This window comes from [Zimmermannella] faecalis ATCC 13722, assembly GCF_000381765.1.
Lineage (GTDB): Bacteria > Actinomycetota > Actinomycetes > Actinomycetales > Microbacteriaceae > Gulosibacter > Gulosibacter faecalis.
This window is the reverse complement of record NZ_KB907086.1, coordinates 1-19,604: the sequence shown is the minus strand read 5'-3', so window position 1 is coordinate 19,604 and position 19,604 is coordinate 1. Positions and strand designations below refer to the sequence as shown.

Sequence of the window (19,604 nt, the reverse complement as noted above, 5' to 3'; positions counted from 1 at the left end):
TCGATCAGCTGGCGCGCGTGCAGTTCCCCCGAGGGCGCTCGGAAGGTGGCGACATGTCACGCGGTACCATTTGGCGAGTTGACCGAGGAGAAGGGGGGGCGAGGGTGACCTTTTCACTGAACGCTGATGTGGCGGAGCGGCCGAGCCTTCGGGCGCAGGTCGAGCGGGCGCTGTCTGCCGCGGTCGTGAGTGGTCAGCTTGAGCCGGGGCAGCTGCTCACGGTGCCGACGCTCGCGGTCGAGTTCAAGGTCTCGGCGACGCCCGTGCGGGAGGCGCTGCTGGAGCTCGCGCGGCGCGGCCTCGTCGAGCCCGTGCGAAACAAGGGGTTCCGGGTCACCGAGGTGTCGGAGCAGGAGCTCGAGTCGGTCGCCGAGATTCGGATGCTGCTGGAGCCGCCGAGTATGCGCCGCCTCGCGCCCGAATTCGACCCCGCGCGCGCCGACGAGATGCGCGAGCTCGCCGACCGCATCAAGCAGGGCGCCGAGGAGCGCGACCTCAAGCTCTACCTCGAGGGTGACCTCGACTTCCACGCGCGGCTCACGTCGATGCTCGGGAACCCGCTGCTCACCGAGATGGTGAACGACCTGCGCGCCCGCGCGCGCCTCGGAAATCTGCAGCGGATGGCCGAATCGGGGCATCTTGCGGCCTCGGCTGCCGAGCATCACGAGCTCATTGAGGCCCTGCTGCAGCACGACGCCGACCTCGCCGAAGAGATCATGCGCCGACACGTCGGCCACACGGTCGGCATCTGGGTCGGTCGCGCCGAGGAGTAGGCCCCGGTGTAGTTTTCGGGGGCGATTGTCGCCGGAGGCTGCGCGCCGAGTTCCCGCCGATTCGCCCGCCGCTCCGGTCGGCTTGCGCCACATTTTGCGCGGTCGTAGTGTGTGACATATTACTTTCGAGTTCGCGTCAGCGTCGACCCAGGGAGGTGTCATGGCATTCGATATCGCCGTGATCGGTGCGGGAATCGTCGGCGCAGCCTGCGCCCACGCGTTCACGCAGCGGGGCGCGACGGTTGCCGTCATCGAACGCTCGCTGCCGGCGAGCGGCACGAGCAGTCACTGCGAGGGCAATCTGCTCGTCTCTGACAAGGGCGCCGGGCCCGAACTCGACCTCGCCCTGCACTCGCTCGCGATGTGGCCGACGCTCGCGCGGTCGCTCGAGGAGGAGCTCGGGTCGGCCATGCCGTCGGTCGAGTTCGAGCCGAAGGGCGGCATCGTCGTCACGACGACCGAGGCCGGCGCCGAGCCGCTCATCGAGTTCGCCGCGGCGCAGCGCGACGCGCGGGTCGACGCCCGCGTGCTCACGCACGACGAGGCCCTCGAGCGCGAGCCGTGGCTCAATCCCGAGATCACCGCGGCCGTCTACTACCCGCAGGACTCGCAGATCCAGCCGACGATCACGACCGAGGCGCTGCTCGCGGTCGCCCGCCGGCACGGGGCGGTCTCGTTCAACTCGCACGAGGTCACGGGGCTCGAGCGCGACCGCCGCGGTGCGGTGTCGGGCGTGACGACGACCCGCGGCACGATCCAGGCAAAGCACGTCGTCGTCGCCGCTGGCCCGTGGACGGGCGAACTCTCGACCCGCCTCGGCGCACCCGTGCCGGTCGCGCCGCGCCGCGGGAACGTGCTCGTCACCTCGCGCATGCCGCATCGTGTCTTTCACAAGGTCTACGACGGCGACTACTTCGGGGCGACGCAGTCGGCCGACGCTGCGCTCCAGACCGCCGCCGTCATTGAGTCGTCGCAGGCCGGTACCGTGCTTATCGGCTCGAGCCGCGAGCAGGTGGGATTCGCCGAGGCGATGCGCGCCGAGGTGCTCGCCGAGATGGCGAATAAGGCCCTGCGCGTGTTTCCGTTCCTCGCCGACGCGAGCATCATGCGCACCTACGGCGGATTCCGGCCCTACATGCCCGACCATCTCCCGATCGCGAGTGACGACCCGAGGGTCGAGGGGCTGTTCTTCGCCTCCGGCCACGAGGGCGCCGGCATCGGGCTCTCGATCGTCACGGCCGAACTCCTCGCCGCGCGCATCCTCGGCGGCACCGCCACGAGCCCGCTCGGCGACATCGACCCCGAGCCGTTCGACCTGCGCCGCGCATCCCTGAAGCCCTACCTCGAGGTGGCCGCATGACCGCACGACTGATTCGCGCCGAGGACGACCCGATCGGCCGCAAGCGCGCCGCGGCGCTCCGCGTGCGCTTCGACGGTACCGAGCTCGAGGGCGAGGCCGGGCAGACGATCGCGGGGGTGCTCATGTCGAACGACATCCTCTCGTGGCGCACGACGTCGGTCGACGCCCGCCCGCGCGGCCTCTTCTGCGGCATCGGCGTCTGCTTCGACTGCATTGTCACGGTGAACGGCGAGCGCGACGTGCGCGCCTGCCAGCGCCGGGCGTGCGACGGCGACGCGATCGACCCGCAGCATGACGAACTGCCGGAGGTGAAGGAATGACCGCGCAAGTAGCAACGCCCGACGGCCGCCACGTGGTCGTCGTCGGCGGCGGGCCGGCCGGGATGGCCGCGGTGCGGGCCGCGCTCGCGGCGGGTGCCCGCGTCACGCTCCTCGAATCGTCGGATGCGCTCGGCGGCCAGTTCTGGCGGCACCTGCCCGAGGAGCGCGCGGGCGCGAAAGAAGCGAAGCTCCACCACAACTGGGACACCTACGCGTCGCTGCGCGACGCCGTGCTTGCGCATCCCCGCTGCGACGTGCGGCTCGAGTCGCAGGTGTGGTCGCTCGAGACGACCGCCGACGGTCGCCCCGCGCTCAACGTGCTCACCGGCCCGCCCGATAGCGTCGACCGCGAACCGTCACGCCTCGAACCCGACGCCCTCGTGCTCGCGACCGGCGCGCACGACCGCACGCTGCCGTTCCCCGGCTGGACCCTCCCCGGTGTCTTCACCGCGGGCGCGGCGCAGGCGTTTGCGAAGAGCGAGCGCATTGCCGTCGGCAAGCGCGTCGTCGTCGCCGGCGCGGGCCCCTTCCTCCTTCCCGTCATGTCGTCGCTCGTCGCCGCCCGCGCCCGTGTGGTCGGCGTCTACGAGGCGAATCGGCTGCGCAACCTGCGTCACTGGGTCGCGAAGGCGCCGTGGCGCATGCTCGGGGCCGCGCACAAGGGCGGTGAACTGCTCGAATACGTGTCGGCGCACGTGCGCCACCGCGTGCCGTACCGCACGGGCCACGTCGTCGTCGCGGCCCACGGCACGACGCATGTCGAGCGGGTCACCCTCGCGAAGGTCGACGCGAAGTGGGCGCCGATCGCCGGCACCGAGTTCGACGTCGAGGCCGACGCCGTCTGCGTGAGCCACGGCTTCACGCCGCGCATCGAGCTTGCGATCGCCGCGGGCTGCGAGATCAGCCCCGAGCGGTTCGTGCGAGTGGATGCACGTCAGCGCACGAGCGTGCCGGGCGTCTATGCCGCGGGTGAGATCACTTCGATCGGCGGCTGCGATTCGGCGCTCGCCGAGGGAGAGATCGCCGGCTACTGCGCCGCGGGCGGTGCGCCCGGCGACCGGGCGCTGCGCCGGGCCGTGCGCTCGCGCGACACGTTCGTGCACTTCGCCGATCGGCTCGAGGCCGCGCACGGCATCCGTCGGGGCTGGACTGCGTGGCTGCAGCGCGACACGCTCCTGTGCCGCTGCGAAGAAACGAAGGTCGGCACCTTCACGGATGCGGTGCGCACGACGGGCGCCCCGGGCCTGCGCTCGACGAAGCTTTCGACCCGTGCCGGCCTCGGCATCTGCCAGGGCCGCATCTGCGGCCGCAACGTCGAGGCGCTACTCGCTGACCTCACGGGGTCGCCCGAGGGCGACGGCGCGAGCACCGACCGCCGCCCGGTCGTCACGCCGGTGCGGCTCGGCGACCTCGCGAGCGTCGGCGCGTGCCAGCCCCGCGCATCCGCGACACCCACCCCGAGAGACCACCAACCCACCAGCGGCGTCGCCGCCGAAAGCGAGGCATGATGCGTTCGAAACTGCTCTTCTCTGCCGTCGACTCCCACACCGAGGGCATGCCGACCCGTGTCGTCACGGGCGGGTTCGCCCCGATTCCGGGCGAAACGATGAACGACAAGCGCCGGTACTTTCAGGAAAACCTCGACCACTTGCGCACGCTGCTCATGACCGAGCCGCGCGGCCACGGCGCGATGAGCGGCTCGATCGTCATGCCGCCGACGCGCGACGACTGCGACTTCGGCGTGCTCTACATCGAGGTCTCGGGGCTGCTGCCGATGTGCGGCCACGGCACGATCGGCACGGCGACCGTGCTCGTCGAGACCGGCATGGTCGAGGTCGTCGAACCCGTCACGACGATCCGGCTCGACACCCCCGCGGGGCTCGTCATCGCCCGCGTCAACGTCGAAGACGGTCACGCGACCTCGGTGACGATCGAGAACGTGCCGAGCTACACCGACCGGCTCGACGCGAAGGTCGAAGTGCCCGGCCTCGGCGAGATCACCTACTCGCTCGCGTTCGGCGGCAACTTCTACGCGATGGTCGACCTCGACGAGATCGGCATCGAGTTCGACCGCGCGAACCAGCAGGAGATTCTGCAGGCGGGGCTCAAGATCATGGATGCGATCAACGCGACCGACGCGCCGAAGCACCCGACGATCGAGGGGCTCGACCACGCGCACCACGTCGAGTTCATCGCGCCCGGGTCAACCGCCGAGCACTCGCGGCACGCGATGGCGATCTACCCCGGCTGGTTCGACCGCTCACCCTGCGGCACGGGCACGTCGGCCCGCATGGCCGAGCTGTGGAGCCGCGGCGAGCTCGCGCTCGATACCGACTTCATCAACGAATCGTTCATCGGCAGCAAGTTCACCGGCCGGCTCATCGGGCAGACGAAGGTGGGCGAGTACGACGCGGTCATTCCCACGATCACCGGCCGCGCGTGGGTGACGGGCATCGGGCAGTACCTGCTCGACCCGACCGACCCGTTCCCGGCCGGCTTCCAGTTCTGAGCCGCCCGACCGCATCCGTACCCGCGAACCACAAGTACCCGGCAACCGCACCAGCCCAGGAAGGCGCCCACGTCACATGACCACTCCGTACACGAACAGCCCGAACATCGCGCCCCTCGCGCCCGAGATCGAGACGATCGTCGCGGCGGCCGACCGCGCCTCGGTGGCATTCGCGGCGACCGAGCCGAAGGCGCGCGCCCGCGCGCTCGTCGCGGTCGCCGACGCCCTCGACGCGAACGCCGACGAGCTCGTCGCGCTCGCCGGGGCCGAAACCGGGCTCACCGAGGCGCGGCTTCGGGGCGAGCTCAACCGCACCGCGGTGCAACTGCGGCTCTTCGCCGACGTCGTGGTCGAGGGTGCGTACCTCGACGTGCGCATCGACCGGCACGACGACGACTTCGCGATCGGCGTGCGGCCCGAACTGCGCATGATGCGCCGCGCGGTCGGCCCCGTCGTCGTGTTCGCGGCCTCGAACTTCCCCTTCGCATTCTCGGTTGCCGGCGGCGACACTGCCTCGGCGCTCGCGGCCGGCTGCCCGGTGCTGCTGAAGACGCACTCGGGCCACCCGCGCCTCAGCGAGCGCACGGGCGAGCTTGTCGCCGCAGCGCTCCGTGACGCGGGCATGCCCGACGGGGTGTTCGCGACCTTCTCGGGGCAGGCGAACGGCACGGCCGTGCTGCAAGACCCGCGCATCCAGGCCGGGTCGTTCACGGGGTCGGAGCACGTCGGCCGCCTGCTCGCCGACCTCGCAGCGGCGCGGCCGCAGCCCATCCGCTTCTATGGCGAGCTCGGGTCGACGAACCCGGTGTTCGTGACGCGCGCCGCGATCGCCGAGCGCCCCGACGACCTCGTCGCGGGCCTCGTCGGCGCGGTCGCCGGGTCGGCCGGCCAGCTCTGCACGAAGCCGGGCTTCGTGTTCGTGCCCGAGGGGCACGGCCTCGACGAGCGCATCGCAGCGCAGGTGGCGGCCTCGAACGAGCAGCTCGGCCGGCAGCGCCTGCTCAACCCGGGCATCACGCGCGGATACACGGGGCGCCGCGACGAGGTGCTCGCGGCTCCCGGCGTGCGCACGATCGTCGCGGGCGAGGCCACCGTCGACGACGAGGGCCACGGCTGGACGACCCCGACGATCGTCGCGGTGTCGCTCGCCGACCTGCGCGCGAACCGTGACGCGGTGCTCGCCGAGGTGTTCGGGCCGTTCACGGTGCTCGTCGAGGTGCCGGAGGGCACGAACCCGGTCGACCTCGTGCCGGAGTTCTTCTCGGGCGCCCTCACCGCGACCCTGCAGACCGGCGCCGACGAGGCGAGCGACGAACTGCGGGCGCTCACCGACGCGCTCACGCTCGTCGCCGGGCGCGTGCTCTACGGGGGCTGGCCCACCGGCGTCGCGGTGACGCACGCGATGACGCACGGCGGCCCCTGGCCCGCGACGACGAACGACTCGTCGACGTCGGTCGGCACCGCCGCGATCGATCGGTTCCTGCGGCCCGTGACCTACCAGTCGATGCCCGAAGCACTGCTGCCCGAGCCCGTGCGCGACTCGAATCCGTGGGGCGTGCCGCAGCGCATCAGCGAGGCCGGCGAATCCCGCAGCTGGGGCGCATCCGGTCGGTAGCTCCCGGCAGCGCCGAGCTGGTAGGGCCTACTCGTCGAAGCCTCGGAACGCGGGGGTGCGCACCTGGGTCGCCGTGAGTTCGCTCGCGGCGACCTCCGCGTATCCCGCGTCGCCGCAGTCGGCGATGAAGTCGCGCTCGCCACGCTGAAAGATCTCGCACTCGGGCGTCGTGGCGATCGCGTCTCCCGAGGATTCGGGCGCGGACTCGGCCTCGTGCCACACGATCTGGTCGCAGAGCACGTCGAAGTTCTCGGACTCATGGTCGCGATTCGTCGTGAGCGCGCGGTCGCCGCCGCGAAGCACGCTGAGCTGGTGCGCCTCGGCAATTGGCACCTGCGTCGCCGGGTCGTCACTGCGCTGTTCGCCGAGGAACATCGAGCAGCCGAGCGTGCCCTGGTCGCTCGCCAGGTAGTCGTTCGGGTCGACGTCGTGGAACTGCCCCGTGAAGAGCGACGGGGTGAGGTCGTGGTCGAGCGCGGACCAGCCGACGACCGCCCAGCCGGAGCCGATGACGGCGAACTGGTCGAACCCGTGCCCGACCTCCGGTGATTCCTCGAGCCGGTAGAAGTCGGCTCGATCGGTTTCGGTGTCGACGAGCGCGTAGCCGTTCGCCTCGAGGTCGGCGATGAGCCCGTCGAAGCGCTCCGACGTCTCGAAGTAGGAGAACGTGACGCCGACCTCGTAGTCGGCGCCGTAGATCGAGCAGCTGAGCCCGCGGTCGACCGGGGTCGTCGCGCCGGATGCGCCAGTCGGGTCGAGCTGGAACTCGCCGCCGGTGACCGCGACCTGCTCCTTGAGCCCCCACCCGGTCATCGAGAGCTCGAACGCGTCGTCGCTCGCCATGACGCCCGGGCAGCTCAGCGGCAGCGACGAATCGGGCGCCGACGTCGCGGTGGGTTCCGCCTGCGTGGTCTCGTCGACGGATGCGCCCGGCGGCTCACTCGCGCCTGGGTCGTTCGCCGCCGGGTCGGGGTCGGCGGCGCCGGAGCAGGCAGTAAGCAGGAACAGGGACGTGAGGGCGAGGGCGATCGGGCCGGTGCGTCGAGTCACGATGATCTCCAGTGTTCGTCGGACTCCGACCATGGTCGCACGCGCGGCAGTGCTGCTGTCAGCTTGCGGCGCCGGGGCGATTCCACAGGGCGGGCCACGACCCGCCGAGCTCGCGCACGAGCCGCCGCACCACCGGCAGCGAGATGCCGATGACGGTCGACGGGTCGCCGTCGATGCGCTCGATGAATGCGCCACCGAGCGAGTCGATCGTGAACGCCCCGGCCACCCAGAGCGGTTCGCCCGACGCGACGTAGGCGTCGATCTCGGCGTCGTCGAGGTCGTCGACGAACGTCACGCGCGCCGACTTCACGAGCCCGACCCCGTCGCCACCTTCGCTGCCCGCGCGGCGGTCGACGAGCCAGTGCCCCGACCAGAGCGTGCCGGTCTGCCCGCGCTGCGCCTCCCAGCGCTCGCGCGCTCGCTCGGGCGTGTGCGGCTTGCCCTGCAGCTCGCCGTTCACCTCAAACATCGAGTCGCCGCCGAGCACGAAGCCGTCGAGCGCCTCGCCCGAGTCGGCGACCGCGAGAGCCTTCGCGCGGGCGAGCGTGAGCACCGTCTCGGCGGGGGAGAGGTCGCCCGCGGCCGCGAGCACCGCATCCTCGTCGACCTCGCTCGGCCGAACGAGCGGCTCGATTCCGGCGGCGCGAAGCACCTGCAGGCGGGCGGGCGAGGTCGAGGCGAGAATCAGCGACATGGGGGCAAGTCTAGGCAGCCCCAAAAGCGTGCAGGCCCCAAACCCTGCAGCGCTCGGGCCCTGCCGACCGCATCCCGAGTCGGGCGCGACTCGGCGGCGCCGCCAAACTAAGCTGGGGAGCGTGACTGACCCCACCGCATCCACGCCCGAGCTGACCGAAGGCGATCTCGTCGAACTCGAGATCGGCGACGTCGCCCACGGCGGCATTTTCGTGGCCCGCCACCCGTCGGGCCGCGTCGTGTTCGTCGCGGATGCGCTACCCGGCGAGCGCGTGCTTGCGCGCGTCAGCGAGGTGCGCAAGCGCTTCGCCCGCGCCGAAACCGTGTCGACGCTCGAGGCGTCGCCCGAGCGCGTCGACCACGTCTGGGCTGAGGCCGCCCTCGACCGCGACCCCGACGACCGCGCAGGCGGGGCCGAGTTCGGCCACGCACTGCCGGAGTTCGGCCGCGAGCTGAAGCGCCGCGTGCTCGTCGACTCGCTCGCGCGATTCGGCGGGCTTGACGCGGAGTCGGGGCTGCTCGACGAACTGCGGGTCGCGGCGCTCCCCGGCGACGACGAGTCGCGCGGCACCGGCTGGCGCACGCGCCTCACGCTGCACGTCGGCGACGACCGCCGCGTCGGGCCGTACGCCGCGCGCTCGCACCGCATCGTCGACGTCGCGTCGCTGCCGCTCGCGTTCCCCGAGCTCGAAACGCGCGCGCTCGCCGAGATCGCCGAGGGCTCGCGTTCGCCCGGGCGCATCGACTTCGTCGCGCCGTCGGACTCCGACGTGCGCCTGCGCCGCCGCCCCGACGGCAAGCCCGCCCGCGAGCCCGAGACCCTCTACGAGCGCGTGCACGACCACGACTTCGCGGTCGGCGAAGACGGCTTCTGGCAGGTGCACCGCTACGCCGCCGTCACGCTCTTCGACGCCGTGCGCGACGCGATCAACGCTGACGCCTTCGACCCCGAGGCGCAGCACCTCGACCTCTACGGCGGCGTCGGCCTGCTCGGCGCGGCCCTCGCCGAGCACACGGGCGCGCGCGAGGTGCGCCTCGAATCGGTCGAGTCGGCCGAGACGGCGACCGCGCACGCCCGCGCAAACCTCTCGGAGTGGGGCGGCGCGACCGCGGTGACGGCCCGCGTCGACCGCTACCTGCAGCAGCTCGCGCGCGACGCCGACGAGGCGACTCGCGAATCCGTGCGTCGCGGCACCGTCGTGCTCGACCCGCCGCGCGCCGGCGCGAAGGAGCCCGTCATCGACGCCCTCGCCGAGCTCGCGCCGAGCCAGCTCGTCTACGTCGCCTGCGACCCCGTCGCGCTCGGCCGCGACACCGGCCTGCTGCGCGAACGGGGCTACGAACTCGCGCGGGTGCGGGCGTTCGACCTGTTCCCGAACACGCACCACGTCGAGGCCGTCGCGACCTTCGTACGCGCGTAGGGCGCGGGGCGCCGCAACCCGAACACAGCAGAACGGCCCGAGCCGAAGCCCGGGCCGTTCTGCTGTTCTGGCCTGCCGTGCGCCGACTCAGCGGTAGCGGTCGAAGAGGAACTGGTGCGCGTTGATGCCGCCGCGCGTCGAGCGCTGCGTGCGCTGCCACGGCGTGAGGCGCTCGCGGCGGTCGCGCGGCCGGTCGACCTGCGTGCCCTCGTCGAACATCACCGCGAGGGTGCCCGCGATCGCCGCGAGCTCCTCGGCCGTCGGGTTGCCGCGCAGCAGGCGCGCGTCGCCCGGCGTGAGCGAATCGGTGAGCCGAATGTCGGGGATGCTCACCTTCGGTTGGCGTGAGTTCGACATTAGAGCGGAATGTTCCCGTGCTTCTTCGGCGGCAGCGACGCCCGCTTCGAGCGGAGCGAGCGCAGCGCCTTCGTGATCGTCACGCGAGTCGAGGCCGGCTCGATGATCGAGTCGAGCTCGCCGCGCTCGGCCGCGAGGTACGGCGACGCGACCGAGTAGGTGTACTCGTCGGCGAGCTTCTTGCCGAGCGCCGCCGCGTCTTCACCGGCCGCCTCGGCCGCCTTGATGTCGCGGCGGTAGAGGATGTTCACGGCGCCCTGGCCGCCCATGACGGCGATCTCGGCGGTCGGCCACGCGAAGTTGAGGTCGGCGCCGAGCTGCTTCGAGCCCATGACGATGTACGCGCCGCCGTAGGCCTTGCGCAGAATCACAGTGACGAGCGGCACGGTCGCCTCGGCGTACGCGTAGAGCAGCTTCGCGCCGCGGCGGATGACGCCCGACCACTCCTCGTCGGTGCCGGGCAGGTAGCCGGGCACGTCGACGAGCGTGACGATCGGAATCGAGAACGCGTCGCACATGCGCAGGAAGCGCGACGCCTTCTCGCCCGCGGCGATGTTCAGGGTGCCGGCCATCTGGTTCGGTTGGTTCGCGATGATGCCGATGGGGGAGCCCTCGATGCGGGCGAGGCCCACGACGACGTTCGGGGCGTAGAGCTCCTGCACCTGCACGAACTCGCCGTCGTCGACGACCGACTCGATCACCTTGAGCACGTCATACGGCTGGTTCGGCGAGTCGGGGATGAGGTTGTTGAGCTGCCGGTCGGCGTCGGTCACCTCGAGGTCGACCTGCGCGTCGTACGTCGGCAGCTCGGCGAGGTTGTTGTCGGGGAGGAAGCTGAGCAGGCTGCGCGCGTAGTCGAGCGCATCCTCTTCGTCCGACGCGAGGTAGTGCGCGACGCCCGACACCTTGTTGTGCGCGAGGGCGCCGCCGAGCTCCTCCATGCCGACGTCTTCGCCCGTGACAGTCTTGATGACGTCGGGGCCCGTGACGAACATGTGCGAGGTCTTGTCGACCATGATCACGAAGTCGGTGAGGGCGGGCGAGTACACGGCACCGCCGGCGGCGGGGCCCATGACGATCGAGATCTGCGGAATCACGCCCGAGGCGCGGGTGTTCAGGCGGAAGATCTCGCCGTACTTGCCGAGCGCGATGACGCCCTCCTGAATGCGCGCCCCGCCCGAGTCGAGAATGCCGATGATCGGCACGCCGGTCTTCAGTGCGTGCTCCATGATCTTCACGATCTTCTGGCCGGCGACCTCGCCGAGCGAGCCGCCGAACACCGTGAAGTTCTGCGAGTAGACCGCGACGTTGCGGCCGTGGATCGTGCCCGTGCCGATGACGACCGAGTCGCCGTATGGGCGGTTCTTCTGCATGTCGAACGCGGTGGTGCGGTGGCGCACGTACTCGTCGAGCTCGACAAACGAGCCCGGGTCGAGCAGGGCAAGAATGCGCTCGCGGGCGGTGTTCTTGCCCTTCGCGTGCTGCTTCTCGGCGGCGCGCGCCTCGGGCTCGGTGACGGCCTCGGCGTGGCGGGTCTTCAGATCTCGGATGCGGCCGGCGGTTGAGAGGTCAACCTCGGGCTCGCGCTCGGCGGGCATGTCATTCATCCGGCCCAGCCTATACGTGCGCGCGCCCGAAGATGTGGATGAAACCTCGTAGTGAAGACGGAAATCTCTTGACGATTGTCACAATCGGCGACGTTGACCGGGCCCGTTCGCGAAGATCTCGGAGGCATCCGCGAAGATCTCGGGCGCATCCGCGAAGATAGGAACACTATGACTGCTGCGAGTGCACCCCACATTGACTGGCTCGACGAGGTCGACTCGACGAACGACGCCGTGCGACGGCAATTCGCCGACGAGGTCCCGATCGAGCAGTACGCGTCGCTCGCCACGACGAACCAGACTGCCGGGCGCGGCCGCCTCGAGCGCGAGTGGATCGACACCCCCGGCGCGTCGCTCGCGATCTCGACGTACCTCGAGTTTGAGGCGGATGCGGCGCGCACGTCGATCGGCTGGGTCACGCTCGCCGCGGGGCTCGCGCTCCGAGCGACCCTCGCGCGCCTCGCGGGGGAGGAACAGGCCGCGCGCATCGAACTGAAGTGGCCGAACGACGTGCTCGTCGAGGGGCGCAAGACCGCGGGCATCCTCGGCGAGATTCTCGGCGTCATCGTGGGCGGCGAGCGGTTCGCTTGCGTCGTCGGCACCGGCATCAACCTGCGCGACCCGCAGGCTCTCACGACACCGATCCCGATCGTCGCACCACCGGCCGCCGCGGGGGCGGCGTTCGCGGCAGCGCAGGCGTCGGAGGCGTATGCCGCCGCCGACGCGCTCGCGAACGCGACCGCGCTCACCGACCTCGGCATTCGCGTGCCGGCCGAAGAACTCGCCGCCGCCTACGTCGCCGAGCTCGCGGCGCGCATCGACGCGCTCATCGCCCACGACGGCGACGCCGAGACCTCGGGGCTCGCCGACGAGCTGCGCGAACACCTGTCGACCCTCGGCCGTCGCGTGCGCGTCTCGCGGCTCGACGACGCCGACCTCGTCGGCACCGCCTCGGGCATCACGTCGACGGGCGAGCTGCTCGTCACCGACGAACAGGGCGCGACGCACACGCTTCGCGTCGGCGACGTGCAGCACCTGCGCCTCGCCGCCGACGGGAGCGACGCGTGAGCAGCCCGTTCGCGCCGCCACCAGAGGGGCACCCGGGGCACCAGCCGCCGCCGTACCGGCCGCAGCAGCACGCGCAGCCGGCGGCGCCGCAGCACGTGTCGGCGCAGCACGCATCTCAGCAGCACGCATCTCAGCAGCACGCGGCTCAGCACCACGCACCCCGTGCCGTCGCCGAGGTGACGATCGCGCGCATCCGCAAGCACGCGATTCGCGTCGTGCTCCCGAGCCTCGTCATGATCGCGTGCGCCGGGGTCATCGGCTACTCGTTCCGCGAGGTGCGCGAGCCGGGCGCGTGGCTGTGGTGGGGCATCCTCGCCGGCGCCGCGTTCGTCGCGCTCGGGCTCGTGCCGGTGATCGCCTGGCTGCGCACGCGCTACACCATCACGACCTACCGCACGACGACCCGCAAGGGGCAGACGACGAACACGACGCACGACCTGCCGCACCACCAGGTCGCGAGCGTCGAGATGCGGCGCAACGCGTGGCAGTCGATCTTCGGCTCGGGCACGATCGTGCTGCTCTCGGTGAGTGGCCTGCGGCTCGAACTGCGGGATGTGCCGAACGCCGTGACCGTCACGCAGGCGTTGCGTGAGCTTACGGGAAACCCCGCGCGGTAGTGTCGAACGAGACACACAACCGGGCCAACAAAGTGCCGAGGAGGCCAGCATGAACATGGATGTCTTTGATCGTCGCGAATCCGAAGTCCGCGGATACATCCGCGCGTTTCCGGCCGTGTTCACGTCGGCCAAGGGCGCGCGCATCACCGCCGAAGACGGCACCGAGTACCTCGACTTCTTCGCCGGCGCAGGCACCCTGAACTACGGTCACAACAACGAGAACTTCAAGCAGGCGCTGCTCGACTACATCGTCGAAGACGGCATCGTGCACGGCCTCGACATGGCGACGAGCGCAAAGCGCGCGTTCCTCGAGGCCTTCGAACAGCACATCCTCGAACCCCGCGGGCTCGACTACCGTGTGCAGTTCACGGGCCCGACCGGCGCGAACACCGTCGAGGCCGCGCTGAAGCTCGCGCGCATCGCCACGGGCCGCAGCAACGTCATCGCGTTCACGAACGCCTTCCACGGGGTGTCGCTCGGCGCCGTCTCGGCGACCGCGGGCGCGAACTTCCGCAAGGGCGCCGGGGTCGACCTCGGCAACGTCACCCGCATGCCCTACGACGGCTACCTCGGCGCCGACTTCGACACGCTCGACCTGCTCGAGAAGATGCTCGACGACGCCTCGGGCGGCGTCGACCACCCGGCCGCCGTCATCGTCGAGACGGTGCAGGGCGAGGGCGGCATCAACGTCGCCTCGAGCGAATGGCTGCAGCGCCTGCGCACCCTCACGAAGGAGCGCGGCATTCTGCTCATCGCCGACGACATTCAGGTCGGCGTCGGTCGCACCGGCAAGTTCTTCAGCTGGGAAGAGGCGGGCATCGTGCCCGACCTCGTCACGCTCTCGAAGTCGATCGGCGGCTACGGCCTGCCGATGGCGCTGCTGCTCATTCGCTCTGACCTCGACGTCTGGAAGCCGGGCCAGCACTCGGGCACATTCCGCGGCCTCAACCTCGCGTTCGTCGCGGCCCGCCGCGCGATCGAGACCTACTGGGCCGACACCGAGCTCGAGCGGCACATCGCGAAGCTGAGCGAGACGCTGCGCGAGGGACTCGAGTCGATCGTCGCCGAGCACCCGAAGCTCGAGCTCGAGGTGCGCGGCCGCGGCCTCGTCTTTGGCATCGAGTCGAAGACCGACCGTGCCTGGGCCGGCCGCATGAGCAAGGAGGCCTTCAAGAACGGCCTCATCATCGAGTGCGCGGGCGCCGACGACCAGGTGCTGAAGTTCCTGCCGCCGCTCGTCATCGACGAGGCCGACCTCAAGGCCGGCATCGACCTGCTCGCCCGTGCGGCTCGCTCGCTCGCCGAGGTCAAGTCGTAGCGAACCTCGCGGTCATGGCTGGGCGTCACGGGAACGTGGCGCCCAGTTTCGTCGTTGTGCGAAGCTACGCGACGGCGCGGCGGGGCGAGTAGACCCACCAGCGGTAGAGCGCGAAGCGGAAGATCGAGCCGAGGCCGATACCGACGAGCTTCGAGATGTTGTCGGCGAGCGGGCTGGTCCAGCCGATGCCGTAGTGGGTGATCCACAGCGGCACGAGGCCGATGAGCAGTCCCGCGATGCTCACCGCGAAGAATTCGATCGCCTCGCGCGACGTCGAGGTGATGTGGCGTTCCTTGCGGAACGTCCAGAAGCGGTTACCGGCCCAGTTAAAGACGATCGCGACGAGCGTGCCGATGATGTTCGCCGCCATCGGGCCCCACGTGACCTCGCTCGGCGACAGCACCGTCGCGCGCAGCAGGTTGAACACGCCCATATCGACGATGACGCCGAGCCCGCCGATGAGGCCGAACTTGAACAACTGCGTGACGAGGTGGCCCCACCAGTCGCGGCTGCCGCGGCGTGGATGCGCATCGGGGTGCGTGCGCGCGTCGGCTTCTTCGGCCGCGATGATCGCAATGGCGCCCGAGTGTGGGTGCCGTGAATCGCGCCACGACGGGTCATCGTCGCGTTGCGGCTGTTGTCTCATCAATGCGCTTCCGTGTGGGCTCGGGTGCAATGTGTGGCGGCTTCGCCGCCGACGATTCTCGCACGCGCGCCTGCGCCGAAGCTCGGTGCGCCAGCGTTCGGGTGCGAGAATGGGCGGGATGCGGTCGTCGCCGAGCCGCGGTTACGCCAGCATCAGTATCGCCGCCGAGGCTGCAAACTCGACAGCTGCGGCTTTGACTTACAACTTCCGAAGGATATTCATGCCAGTACCAGTCGTCGGGGTTATCGGTGGTGGGCAGCTCGCCCGAATGATGGTGCCGCAGGCCGTCGAACTCGGGCTCGAGATTCGCGTGCTCGCCGAGGCCGAGGGGTCGTCGGCCCGGCTCGCGGCGACGCAGGTGGGCGACTACCGCGACCTCGACACGGTGCGCGAGTTCGCGCGCGGGGTCGACGTCATTACCTTCGACCACGAGCACGTGCCGCAGGAGGTGCTCCAGGCCCTTGTCGACGACGGTGTCGCCGTGCATCCCGGCCCGCACGCGCTGCGGTTCGCGCAAGACAAGCTCGAGATGCGCAAACGGCTCACCGAGCTCGGCTCGCCCGTGCCCGAGTGGGCCGAGGTGACCTCGGCGGCCGAGCTCGACGCGTTCATCGGCGAGCACGGCGGTGCCGCCGTGTTGAAGACCCCGCGGGGCGGATACGACGGGCACGGCGTGCGGATCGTGCGCGCCGGCAGCGAGGGCGACGACTGGTTCGGCGACTTCGACGCGCTGCTCGTCGAGGAACTCGTCGACTTCCGCCGCGAGCTCGCGCAGCTCGTCGCGCGCCGCCCGTCGGGCGAGATCGTCGCGTGGCCCCTCGTCGAGACGGTGCAGCAGAACGGCGTGTGCAAGGAGGTGCTCGCCCCGGCGCCCGGCGCGAGCGCCCGGGAAAGCGACGTGACGCGCGAGATCGCCGAGCGCATCGCCGAAGGCCTCGACGTCACCGGCGTGCTCGCGGTCGAACTGTTCGAGACGAACGACGGTCGCGTACTCGTGAACGAGCTCGCGATGCGCCCGCACAACTCGGGGCACTGGACGATGGACGGCGCCCGCACGAGCCAGTTCGAGCAGCACCTTCGGGCCGTGCTCGACCTGCCGCTCGGGTCGGCGGAGGCGCGCGACGCGGCGACCGTCATGATCAACGTCCTCGGCGGGCCGCAGGAAGGCGCGATCACCGACCGCTTCGCCGAGGTGATGCGCCGGCACCCCGAGGCAAAGCTGCACACGTACGGCAAGTCGGCCCGCCCGGGCCGCAAGGTGGGGCACGTGACCGTGAGCGGCGCGAATGTCGACGAGGTCGCCTACGCCGCCCGCGCCGCGGCCGCCGGATTCGACGACGAGGAGGCCGCAAAGTGAGCGACCAGGCGCCCCGCGTGGGCATCATCATGGGGTCAGACTCCGACTGGCGGGTCATGCACGAGGCCCGCGACATTCTCACCGAGCTCGGCGTCGCCGCCGAGGTCGAGGTCGTGTCGGCGCACCGCACGCCCGACAAGATGGTCGACTACGCGCGCGGAGCGGCCGCCCGCGGCATTGAGGTCATCGTCGCGGGGGCCGGCGGGGCCGCGCACCTGCCGGGCATGGTCGCATCCATGACGACCCTGCCGGTCGTCGGCGTGCCCGTGCCGCTCAAGTACCTCGACGGCATGGACTCGCTGCTCTCGATCGTGCAGATGCCCGCGGGCATCCCCGTTGCGACCGTGTCGATCGGCGGCGCGAAGAACGCGGGTATCCTCGCGGCCCGCATCATCGGCTCGCACGACCCCGAGGTTGCGGCGCGGCTGCAGGCGTACGCCGACGGACTCACCGCGATGGTCGCTGAGAAGAACGACGCGCTCAAGGCGCAGCTGTAGGCGCCCGCTCCGGCAGCGCGCGGTGGCAGTCCACGTACTCCAGGGCGGCCGGGGGTATATTCCCTCGGGGCGTCCGCACGTGCCGCCACTGACCGCATCCGCGACCTAGGTTTCTCACCACATGCAACGAACTTCCGCCCGACCGCTGCGCACTCCCGACCTTTCGTCGCCGGAGTTCATGACTCGGCGCGCGTGGTGGCTCATCGTCGCGAACCTCCTCGTGCCGGGCGCGGGGCCGCTGCTCGCCGGCAACCGGCGGTTCGGTCGCGCGGGGCTGCGGCTCTGGCTGTTCTGCCTGTTCGCGATCATCGCGGTCGTGGCGCTGTGGTTTCTGCTGCGAAGCCTGCTGCTGTTCCCGCTGACGACCTCGTGGGGGCTGCGGCTCACCGCCTGGTTCTTCCTCGGCTACGGCATTTGGATGGCCGTGACGATGGTCGAGACGCTGCGGCAGGCGCGGCTCATTCGGGTTGACGCGCTCGCGCGCGGACTCGTGCTCGTCGTCGCGCTCGTGTCGTGCGTGACCCCGGTGTTTGTCGGCGGCTTCGTTGCGACGCAGCTCGGGGTCGTGCGGAACACGGTCGAGAACCTGTTCGGCGGACCGAACGGCGGCCTGAAGATGCCGACCGACGGCCGCATCAACATCATGCTGCTCGGCGGTGACGAGGGGGAGGACCGCGAGGGCGTGCGGCCCGACTCGATCAGCGTCATGAGCTTCGACGTCGTCTCGGGTCGGCTCACGACGATCGGCCTGCCGCGTACGCTCACCGACTTCGGGTTCGTCGACGGGCCGATGAAGGACATGTATCCCGACGACTACTCGGCCTGCAACGTCGACGTTTGCTACCTCAACTCGGTGTACACCGAGGTGACCGTGTACGACTACGACATGTACCCCGACGCCGAGAGCAAGGGGTCGGAGCCCGGCATCGAGGCGACCCGCGACGCCGTCGAATGGATTACGGGCCTCGACATTCACTACTACGTCATGATCAACATGCAGGGCTTCGCCGACCTCGTCGACGCGATGGGCGGCGTCGAGATCGACGTGCAGGAACGCATCGCGATGGGCATCAACGACGACGGCTCGCCGGGCTGGACGCCGCCGACCGCCTACATCGAACCTGGCCTGCAGACCCTGAACGGCGAGACGGCGCTCTGGTACGCGCGCAGCCGCTACGAGACGACCGACTACGCGCGCATGGAGCGGCAGCGAGAGCTGCAGGATGCGATCATCGCGCAGCTGCCGGGCGCGATGGCGCAGCACTCGAGCGCGATTCTCAACGCGGTCGACGAGGTAGTGACGACTGATCTCCCGAAGGGCGAGGTGGGCATCGTGGCCGATCTCGCGCTGAAGTCGCGCGGCCGCGACGACAACGTGCGCCTCGATCTCGCGCCGCCGCTGTTCGAGGTTGATGACGTCGTGCCCGACTACGAGTACGGCCACACCCTCATCGAGGACGCCCTTGACGGCCACGTCCCCGAGCCCTAACTACCCCAGTTGAGTGGTCGATTTTTGCTGTTTTGAGGCTGGCGGTGTCAACCGGTGGATGCAACAAGGAGCTGGTTGAGGCGTTTGGCTGGGGTGTCGTAGTCCAGGGTCGGGCGGGGTCGCGTGTTGAGTTTGCGCGCGACCACGTCCAGATCCTGCTGCGTGTACCCGGACAGGTCGCTGCCCTTTTTGAACCAATGCCGTAACAACCGGTTCGTGTTCTCGTTCGATCCGCGCTGCCAGGGCGAGTGCGGGTCCGCGAAATACACGGCCTCGACCAGCTCGGTTTCGGTCCGCTGGTACTCCGCTAACTCGGTTCCCCGGTCCCACGTGATCGATCGACGTAAATGCTCCGGCAGATGCCGCATCTGCCGGAGCATTTGCGTTGCGACCTGAGCCGCGGTGTGCCCGTTCGGCAGGTGTAGCAAGATCACGAACCGGGTCGTGCGTTCCACGAGCGTGCCAATCGCGGACTTGCTCCCTGGCCCGACAATCAGATCGCCTTCCCAATGTCCCGGCACGGCACGGTCTTCGACCTCGGGCGGGCGTTCACTGATCTTGAACGCGTCCGCGTACACCGCTCGTCCCCGCAGGTCCGTGGACGAGCGCGACTTGCGGTGGGTGCGGCCCAGCGACAACTGTTTCGCCAGGTCTTGCCGTAACCCACCACGGACCGGTCCCGGCCGATATCGGCCGCGATCCGGGACTGAGTGCGCCCGTCCCGGATCCCGGCCTGGATCACGACGCGTTCTTCGAACGACAAGCCCCGCCCGATCTCGTCGTGCTCGATCGTGAACGGGGCGTAGTCGCGCAACTCGATAGCGGTCATCCCGACATACTTCCGCCGCCACCTGGCCGCGGTTTGGATACCAATCCCGAGCAGGCGTGCCGCCCGAACGGGCGACGCACC

At 70.2% G+C, this 19,604-nt stretch carries 19 protein-coding genes and 1 pseudogene; 13 read left to right on the top strand and 7 right to left on the bottom strand.

What is annotated here, in order from left to right; genetic code table 11:
• Positions 1 to 104 precede the first annotated feature (104 nt).
• From G328_RS0112950 to G328_RS0112925, 6 genes are all read left to right on the top strand, one after another.
• On the top strand, positions 105 to 773 hold the full coding sequence (locus G328_RS0112950) for a GntR family transcriptional regulator (RefSeq protein WP_019619781.1): 669 nt from the start codon (positions 105 to 107) through the stop codon (positions 771 to 773).
• A gap of 160 nt (positions 774 to 933) precedes the next feature.
• On the top strand, positions 934 to 2,133 hold the full coding sequence (locus tag G328_RS0112945; protein ID WP_019619780.1) for an NAD(P)/FAD-dependent oxidoreductase: 1,200 nt from the start codon (positions 934 to 936) through the stop codon (positions 2,131 to 2,133).
• Positions 2,130 to 2,453, top strand: a complete 324-nt coding sequence (locus G328_RS0112940; RefSeq protein WP_019619779.1) for a (2Fe-2S)-binding protein — start codon at positions 2,130 to 2,132, stop codon at positions 2,451 to 2,453. The genes G328_RS0112945 and G328_RS0112940 overlap by 4 nt, the downstream gene beginning before the upstream one ends.
• A complete protein-coding gene (locus G328_RS16835) occupies positions 2,450 to 3,961 on the top strand; it encodes an FAD-dependent oxidoreductase (protein WP_019619778.1) in 1,512 nt (503 codons plus the stop codon). Before G328_RS0112940 ends, G328_RS16835 begins: the two co-directional genes overlap by 4 nt.
• Positions 3,961 to 4,962, top strand: coding sequence for a proline racemase family protein (locus G328_RS0112930; protein WP_019619777.1), 1,002 nt, complete (start codon positions 3,961 to 3,963; stop codon positions 4,960 to 4,962). The genes G328_RS16835 and G328_RS0112930 overlap by 1 nt, the downstream gene beginning before the upstream one ends.
• 76 nt (positions 4,963 to 5,038) lie before the next feature.
• Positions 5,039 to 6,577, top strand: coding sequence for an aldehyde dehydrogenase (NADP(+)) (locus G328_RS0112925; protein ID WP_019619776.1), 1,539 nt, complete (start codon positions 5,039 to 5,041; stop codon positions 6,575 to 6,577).
• 27 nt (positions 6,578 to 6,604) lie between these two features.
• Here the strand turns inward: G328_RS0112925 and G328_RS0112920 are convergent, their stop codons facing one another.
• Positions 6,605 to 7,627, bottom strand: coding sequence for a hypothetical protein (locus G328_RS0112920; protein ID WP_019619775.1), 1,023 nt, complete (start codon positions 7,625 to 7,627; stop codon positions 6,605 to 6,607).
• A gap of 58 nt (positions 7,628 to 7,685) precedes the next feature.
• Positions 7,686 to 8,321, bottom strand: coding sequence for a Maf family protein (locus G328_RS0112915; protein ID WP_019619774.1), 636 nt, complete (start codon positions 8,319 to 8,321; stop codon positions 7,686 to 7,688).
• A gap of 121 nt (positions 8,322 to 8,442) precedes the next feature.
• Here G328_RS0112915 and G328_RS0112910 point away from each other — a divergent pair, with 121 nt between their 5' ends.
• Positions 8,443 to 9,741, top strand: a complete 1,299-nt coding sequence (locus G328_RS0112910) for a class I SAM-dependent RNA methyltransferase (RefSeq protein ID WP_019619773.1) — start codon at positions 8,443 to 8,445, stop codon at positions 9,739 to 9,741.
• A gap of 87 nt (positions 9,742 to 9,828) precedes the next feature.
• Here the strand turns inward: G328_RS0112910 and G328_RS0112905 are convergent, their stop codons facing one another.
• Together G328_RS0112905 and G328_RS0112900 are read right to left on the bottom strand one after the other, a co-directional pair.
• Positions 9,829 to 10,098 carry an acyl-CoA carboxylase subunit epsilon gene (locus G328_RS0112905; RefSeq protein ID WP_019619772.1) on the bottom strand — a complete coding sequence of 90 codons (270 nt, stop codon included), beginning with the start codon at positions 10,096 to 10,098 and terminating at the stop codon, positions 9,829 to 9,831.
• Positions 10,098 to 11,705: an acyl-CoA carboxylase subunit beta gene (locus G328_RS0112900; protein WP_019619771.1), complete on the bottom strand. Its 1,608-nt coding sequence runs from the start codon at positions 11,703 to 11,705 to the stop codon at positions 10,098 to 10,100. Before G328_RS0112900 ends, G328_RS0112905 begins: the two co-directional genes overlap by 1 nt.
• A 168-nt stretch (positions 11,706 to 11,873) precedes the next feature.
• Here G328_RS0112900 and G328_RS0112895 point away from each other — a divergent pair, with 168 nt between their 5' ends.
• The 3 genes from G328_RS0112895 to ectB are packed head-to-tail and all read left to right on the top strand — an operon-like array spanning position 11,874 to position 14,705.
• Entirely contained in the window at positions 11,874 to 12,770 is an 897-nt protein-coding gene (locus G328_RS0112895) for a biotin--[acetyl-CoA-carboxylase] ligase (RefSeq protein WP_019619770.1), read from the top strand.
• Positions 12,767 to 13,387 (top strand): PH domain-containing protein, encoded by a 621-nt coding sequence (locus G328_RS16040; RefSeq protein ID WP_019619769.1) that lies wholly within the window; start codon positions 12,767 to 12,769, stop codon positions 13,385 to 13,387. The genes G328_RS0112895 and G328_RS16040 overlap by 4 nt, the downstream gene beginning before the upstream one ends.
• A gap of 49 nt (positions 13,388 to 13,436) precedes the next feature.
• Positions 13,437 to 14,705: a diaminobutyrate--2-oxoglutarate transaminase gene (gene ectB / locus G328_RS0112880; RefSeq protein ID WP_019619768.1), complete on the top strand. Its 1,269-nt coding sequence runs from the start codon at positions 13,437 to 13,439 to the stop codon at positions 14,703 to 14,705.
• A gap of 64 nt (positions 14,706 to 14,769) precedes the next feature.
• Here the strand turns inward: ectB and G328_RS15440 are convergent, their stop codons facing one another.
• On the bottom strand, positions 14,770 to 15,351 hold the full coding sequence (locus tag G328_RS15440; RefSeq protein WP_019619767.1) for a GtrA family protein: 582 nt from the start codon (positions 15,349 to 15,351) through the stop codon (positions 14,770 to 14,772).
• A 220-nt stretch (positions 15,352 to 15,571) separates the two neighbouring features.
• Between G328_RS15440 and G328_RS0112870 the strand changes: the two genes are divergently transcribed.
• The 3 genes from G328_RS0112870 (at position 15,572) to G328_RS0112860 (ending at position 18,694) form a co-directional block, all read left to right on the top strand.
• Positions 15,572 to 16,708 (top strand): 5-(carboxyamino)imidazole ribonucleotide synthase, encoded by a 1,137-nt coding sequence (locus tag G328_RS0112870; protein WP_019619766.1) that lies wholly within the window; start codon positions 15,572 to 15,574, stop codon positions 16,706 to 16,708.
• Positions 16,705 to 17,205, top strand: coding sequence for a 5-(carboxyamino)imidazole ribonucleotide mutase (gene purE, locus G328_RS0112865; protein WP_019619765.1), 501 nt, complete (start codon positions 16,705 to 16,707; stop codon positions 17,203 to 17,205). The genes G328_RS0112870 and purE overlap by 4 nt, the downstream gene beginning before the upstream one ends.
• Positions 17,206 to 17,326: 121 nt before the next feature.
• Complete coding sequence (locus G328_RS0112860) at positions 17,327 to 18,694, top strand: LCP family protein (RefSeq protein ID WP_040905891.1); 1,368 nt, start codon at positions 17,327 to 17,329, stop codon at positions 18,692 to 18,694.
• A gap of 47 nt (positions 18,695 to 18,741) precedes the next feature.
• On the opposite strand, the gene G328_RS15435 is transcribed toward G328_RS0112860, so the two are convergent.
• Both G328_RS15435 and G328_RS16890 read right to left on the bottom strand, forming a co-directional pair.
• Positions 18,742 to 19,332: an IS30 family transposase gene (locus G328_RS15435; RefSeq protein ID WP_083919655.1), complete on the bottom strand. Its 591-nt coding sequence runs from the start codon at positions 19,330 to 19,332 to the stop codon at positions 18,742 to 18,744.
• 77 nt (positions 19,333 to 19,409) lie between these two features.
• Positions 19,410 to 19,523: pseudogene (locus tag G328_RS16890) on the bottom strand (hypothetical protein); the annotation flags it as partial.
• Positions 19,524 to 19,604: the final 81 nt, after the last annotated feature.

Excerpts from the sequence above, each read along its gene's own strand:
- G328_RS0112945 (WP_019619780.1), top strand. The coding sequence starts at position 934 with ATGGCATTCGATATCGCCGTGATCGGTGCGGGAATCGTCGGCGCAGCC.
- G328_RS0112940 (WP_019619779.1), top strand. The coding sequence starts at position 2,130 with ATGACCGCACGACTGATTCGCGCCGAGGACGACCCGATCGGCCGCAAG.
- G328_RS16835 (WP_019619778.1), top strand. The coding sequence starts at position 2,450 with ATGACCGCGCAAGTAGCAACGCCCGACGGCCGCCACGTGGTCGTCGTC.
- G328_RS0112930 (WP_019619777.1), top strand. The coding sequence starts at position 3,961 with ATGCGTTCGAAACTGCTCTTCTCTGCCGTCGACTCCCACACCGAGGGC.
- G328_RS0112925 (WP_019619776.1), top strand. The coding sequence starts at position 5,039 with ATGACCACTCCGTACACGAACAGCCCGAACATCGCGCCCCTCGCGCCC.
- G328_RS0112915 (WP_019619774.1), bottom strand. The coding sequence starts at position 8,321 with ATGTCGCTGATTCTCGCCTCGACCTCGCCCGCCCGCCTGCAGGTGCTT.
- G328_RS0112905 (WP_019619772.1), bottom strand. The coding sequence starts at position 10,098 with ATGTCGAACTCACGCCAACCGAAGGTGAGCATCCCCGACATTCGGCTC.
- G328_RS0112900 (WP_019619771.1), bottom strand. The coding sequence starts at position 11,705 with ATGAATGACATGCCCGCCGAGCGCGAGCCCGAGGTTGACCTCTCAACC.
- G328_RS0112895 (WP_019619770.1), top strand. The coding sequence starts at position 11,874 with ATGACTGCTGCGAGTGCACCCCACATTGACTGGCTCGACGAGGTCGAC.
- ectB (WP_019619768.1), top strand. The coding sequence starts at position 13,437 with ATGAACATGGATGTCTTTGATCGTCGCGAATCCGAAGTCCGCGGATAC.
- G328_RS15440 (WP_019619767.1), bottom strand. The coding sequence starts at position 15,351 with ATGAGACAACAGCCGCAACGCGACGATGACCCGTCGTGGCGCGATTCA.
- G328_RS0112870 (WP_019619766.1), top strand. The coding sequence starts at position 15,572 with ATGCCAGTACCAGTCGTCGGGGTTATCGGTGGTGGGCAGCTCGCCCGA.
- G328_RS0112860 (WP_040905891.1), top strand. The coding sequence starts at position 17,327 with ATGCAACGAACTTCCGCCCGACCGCTGCGCACTCCCGACCTTTCGTCG.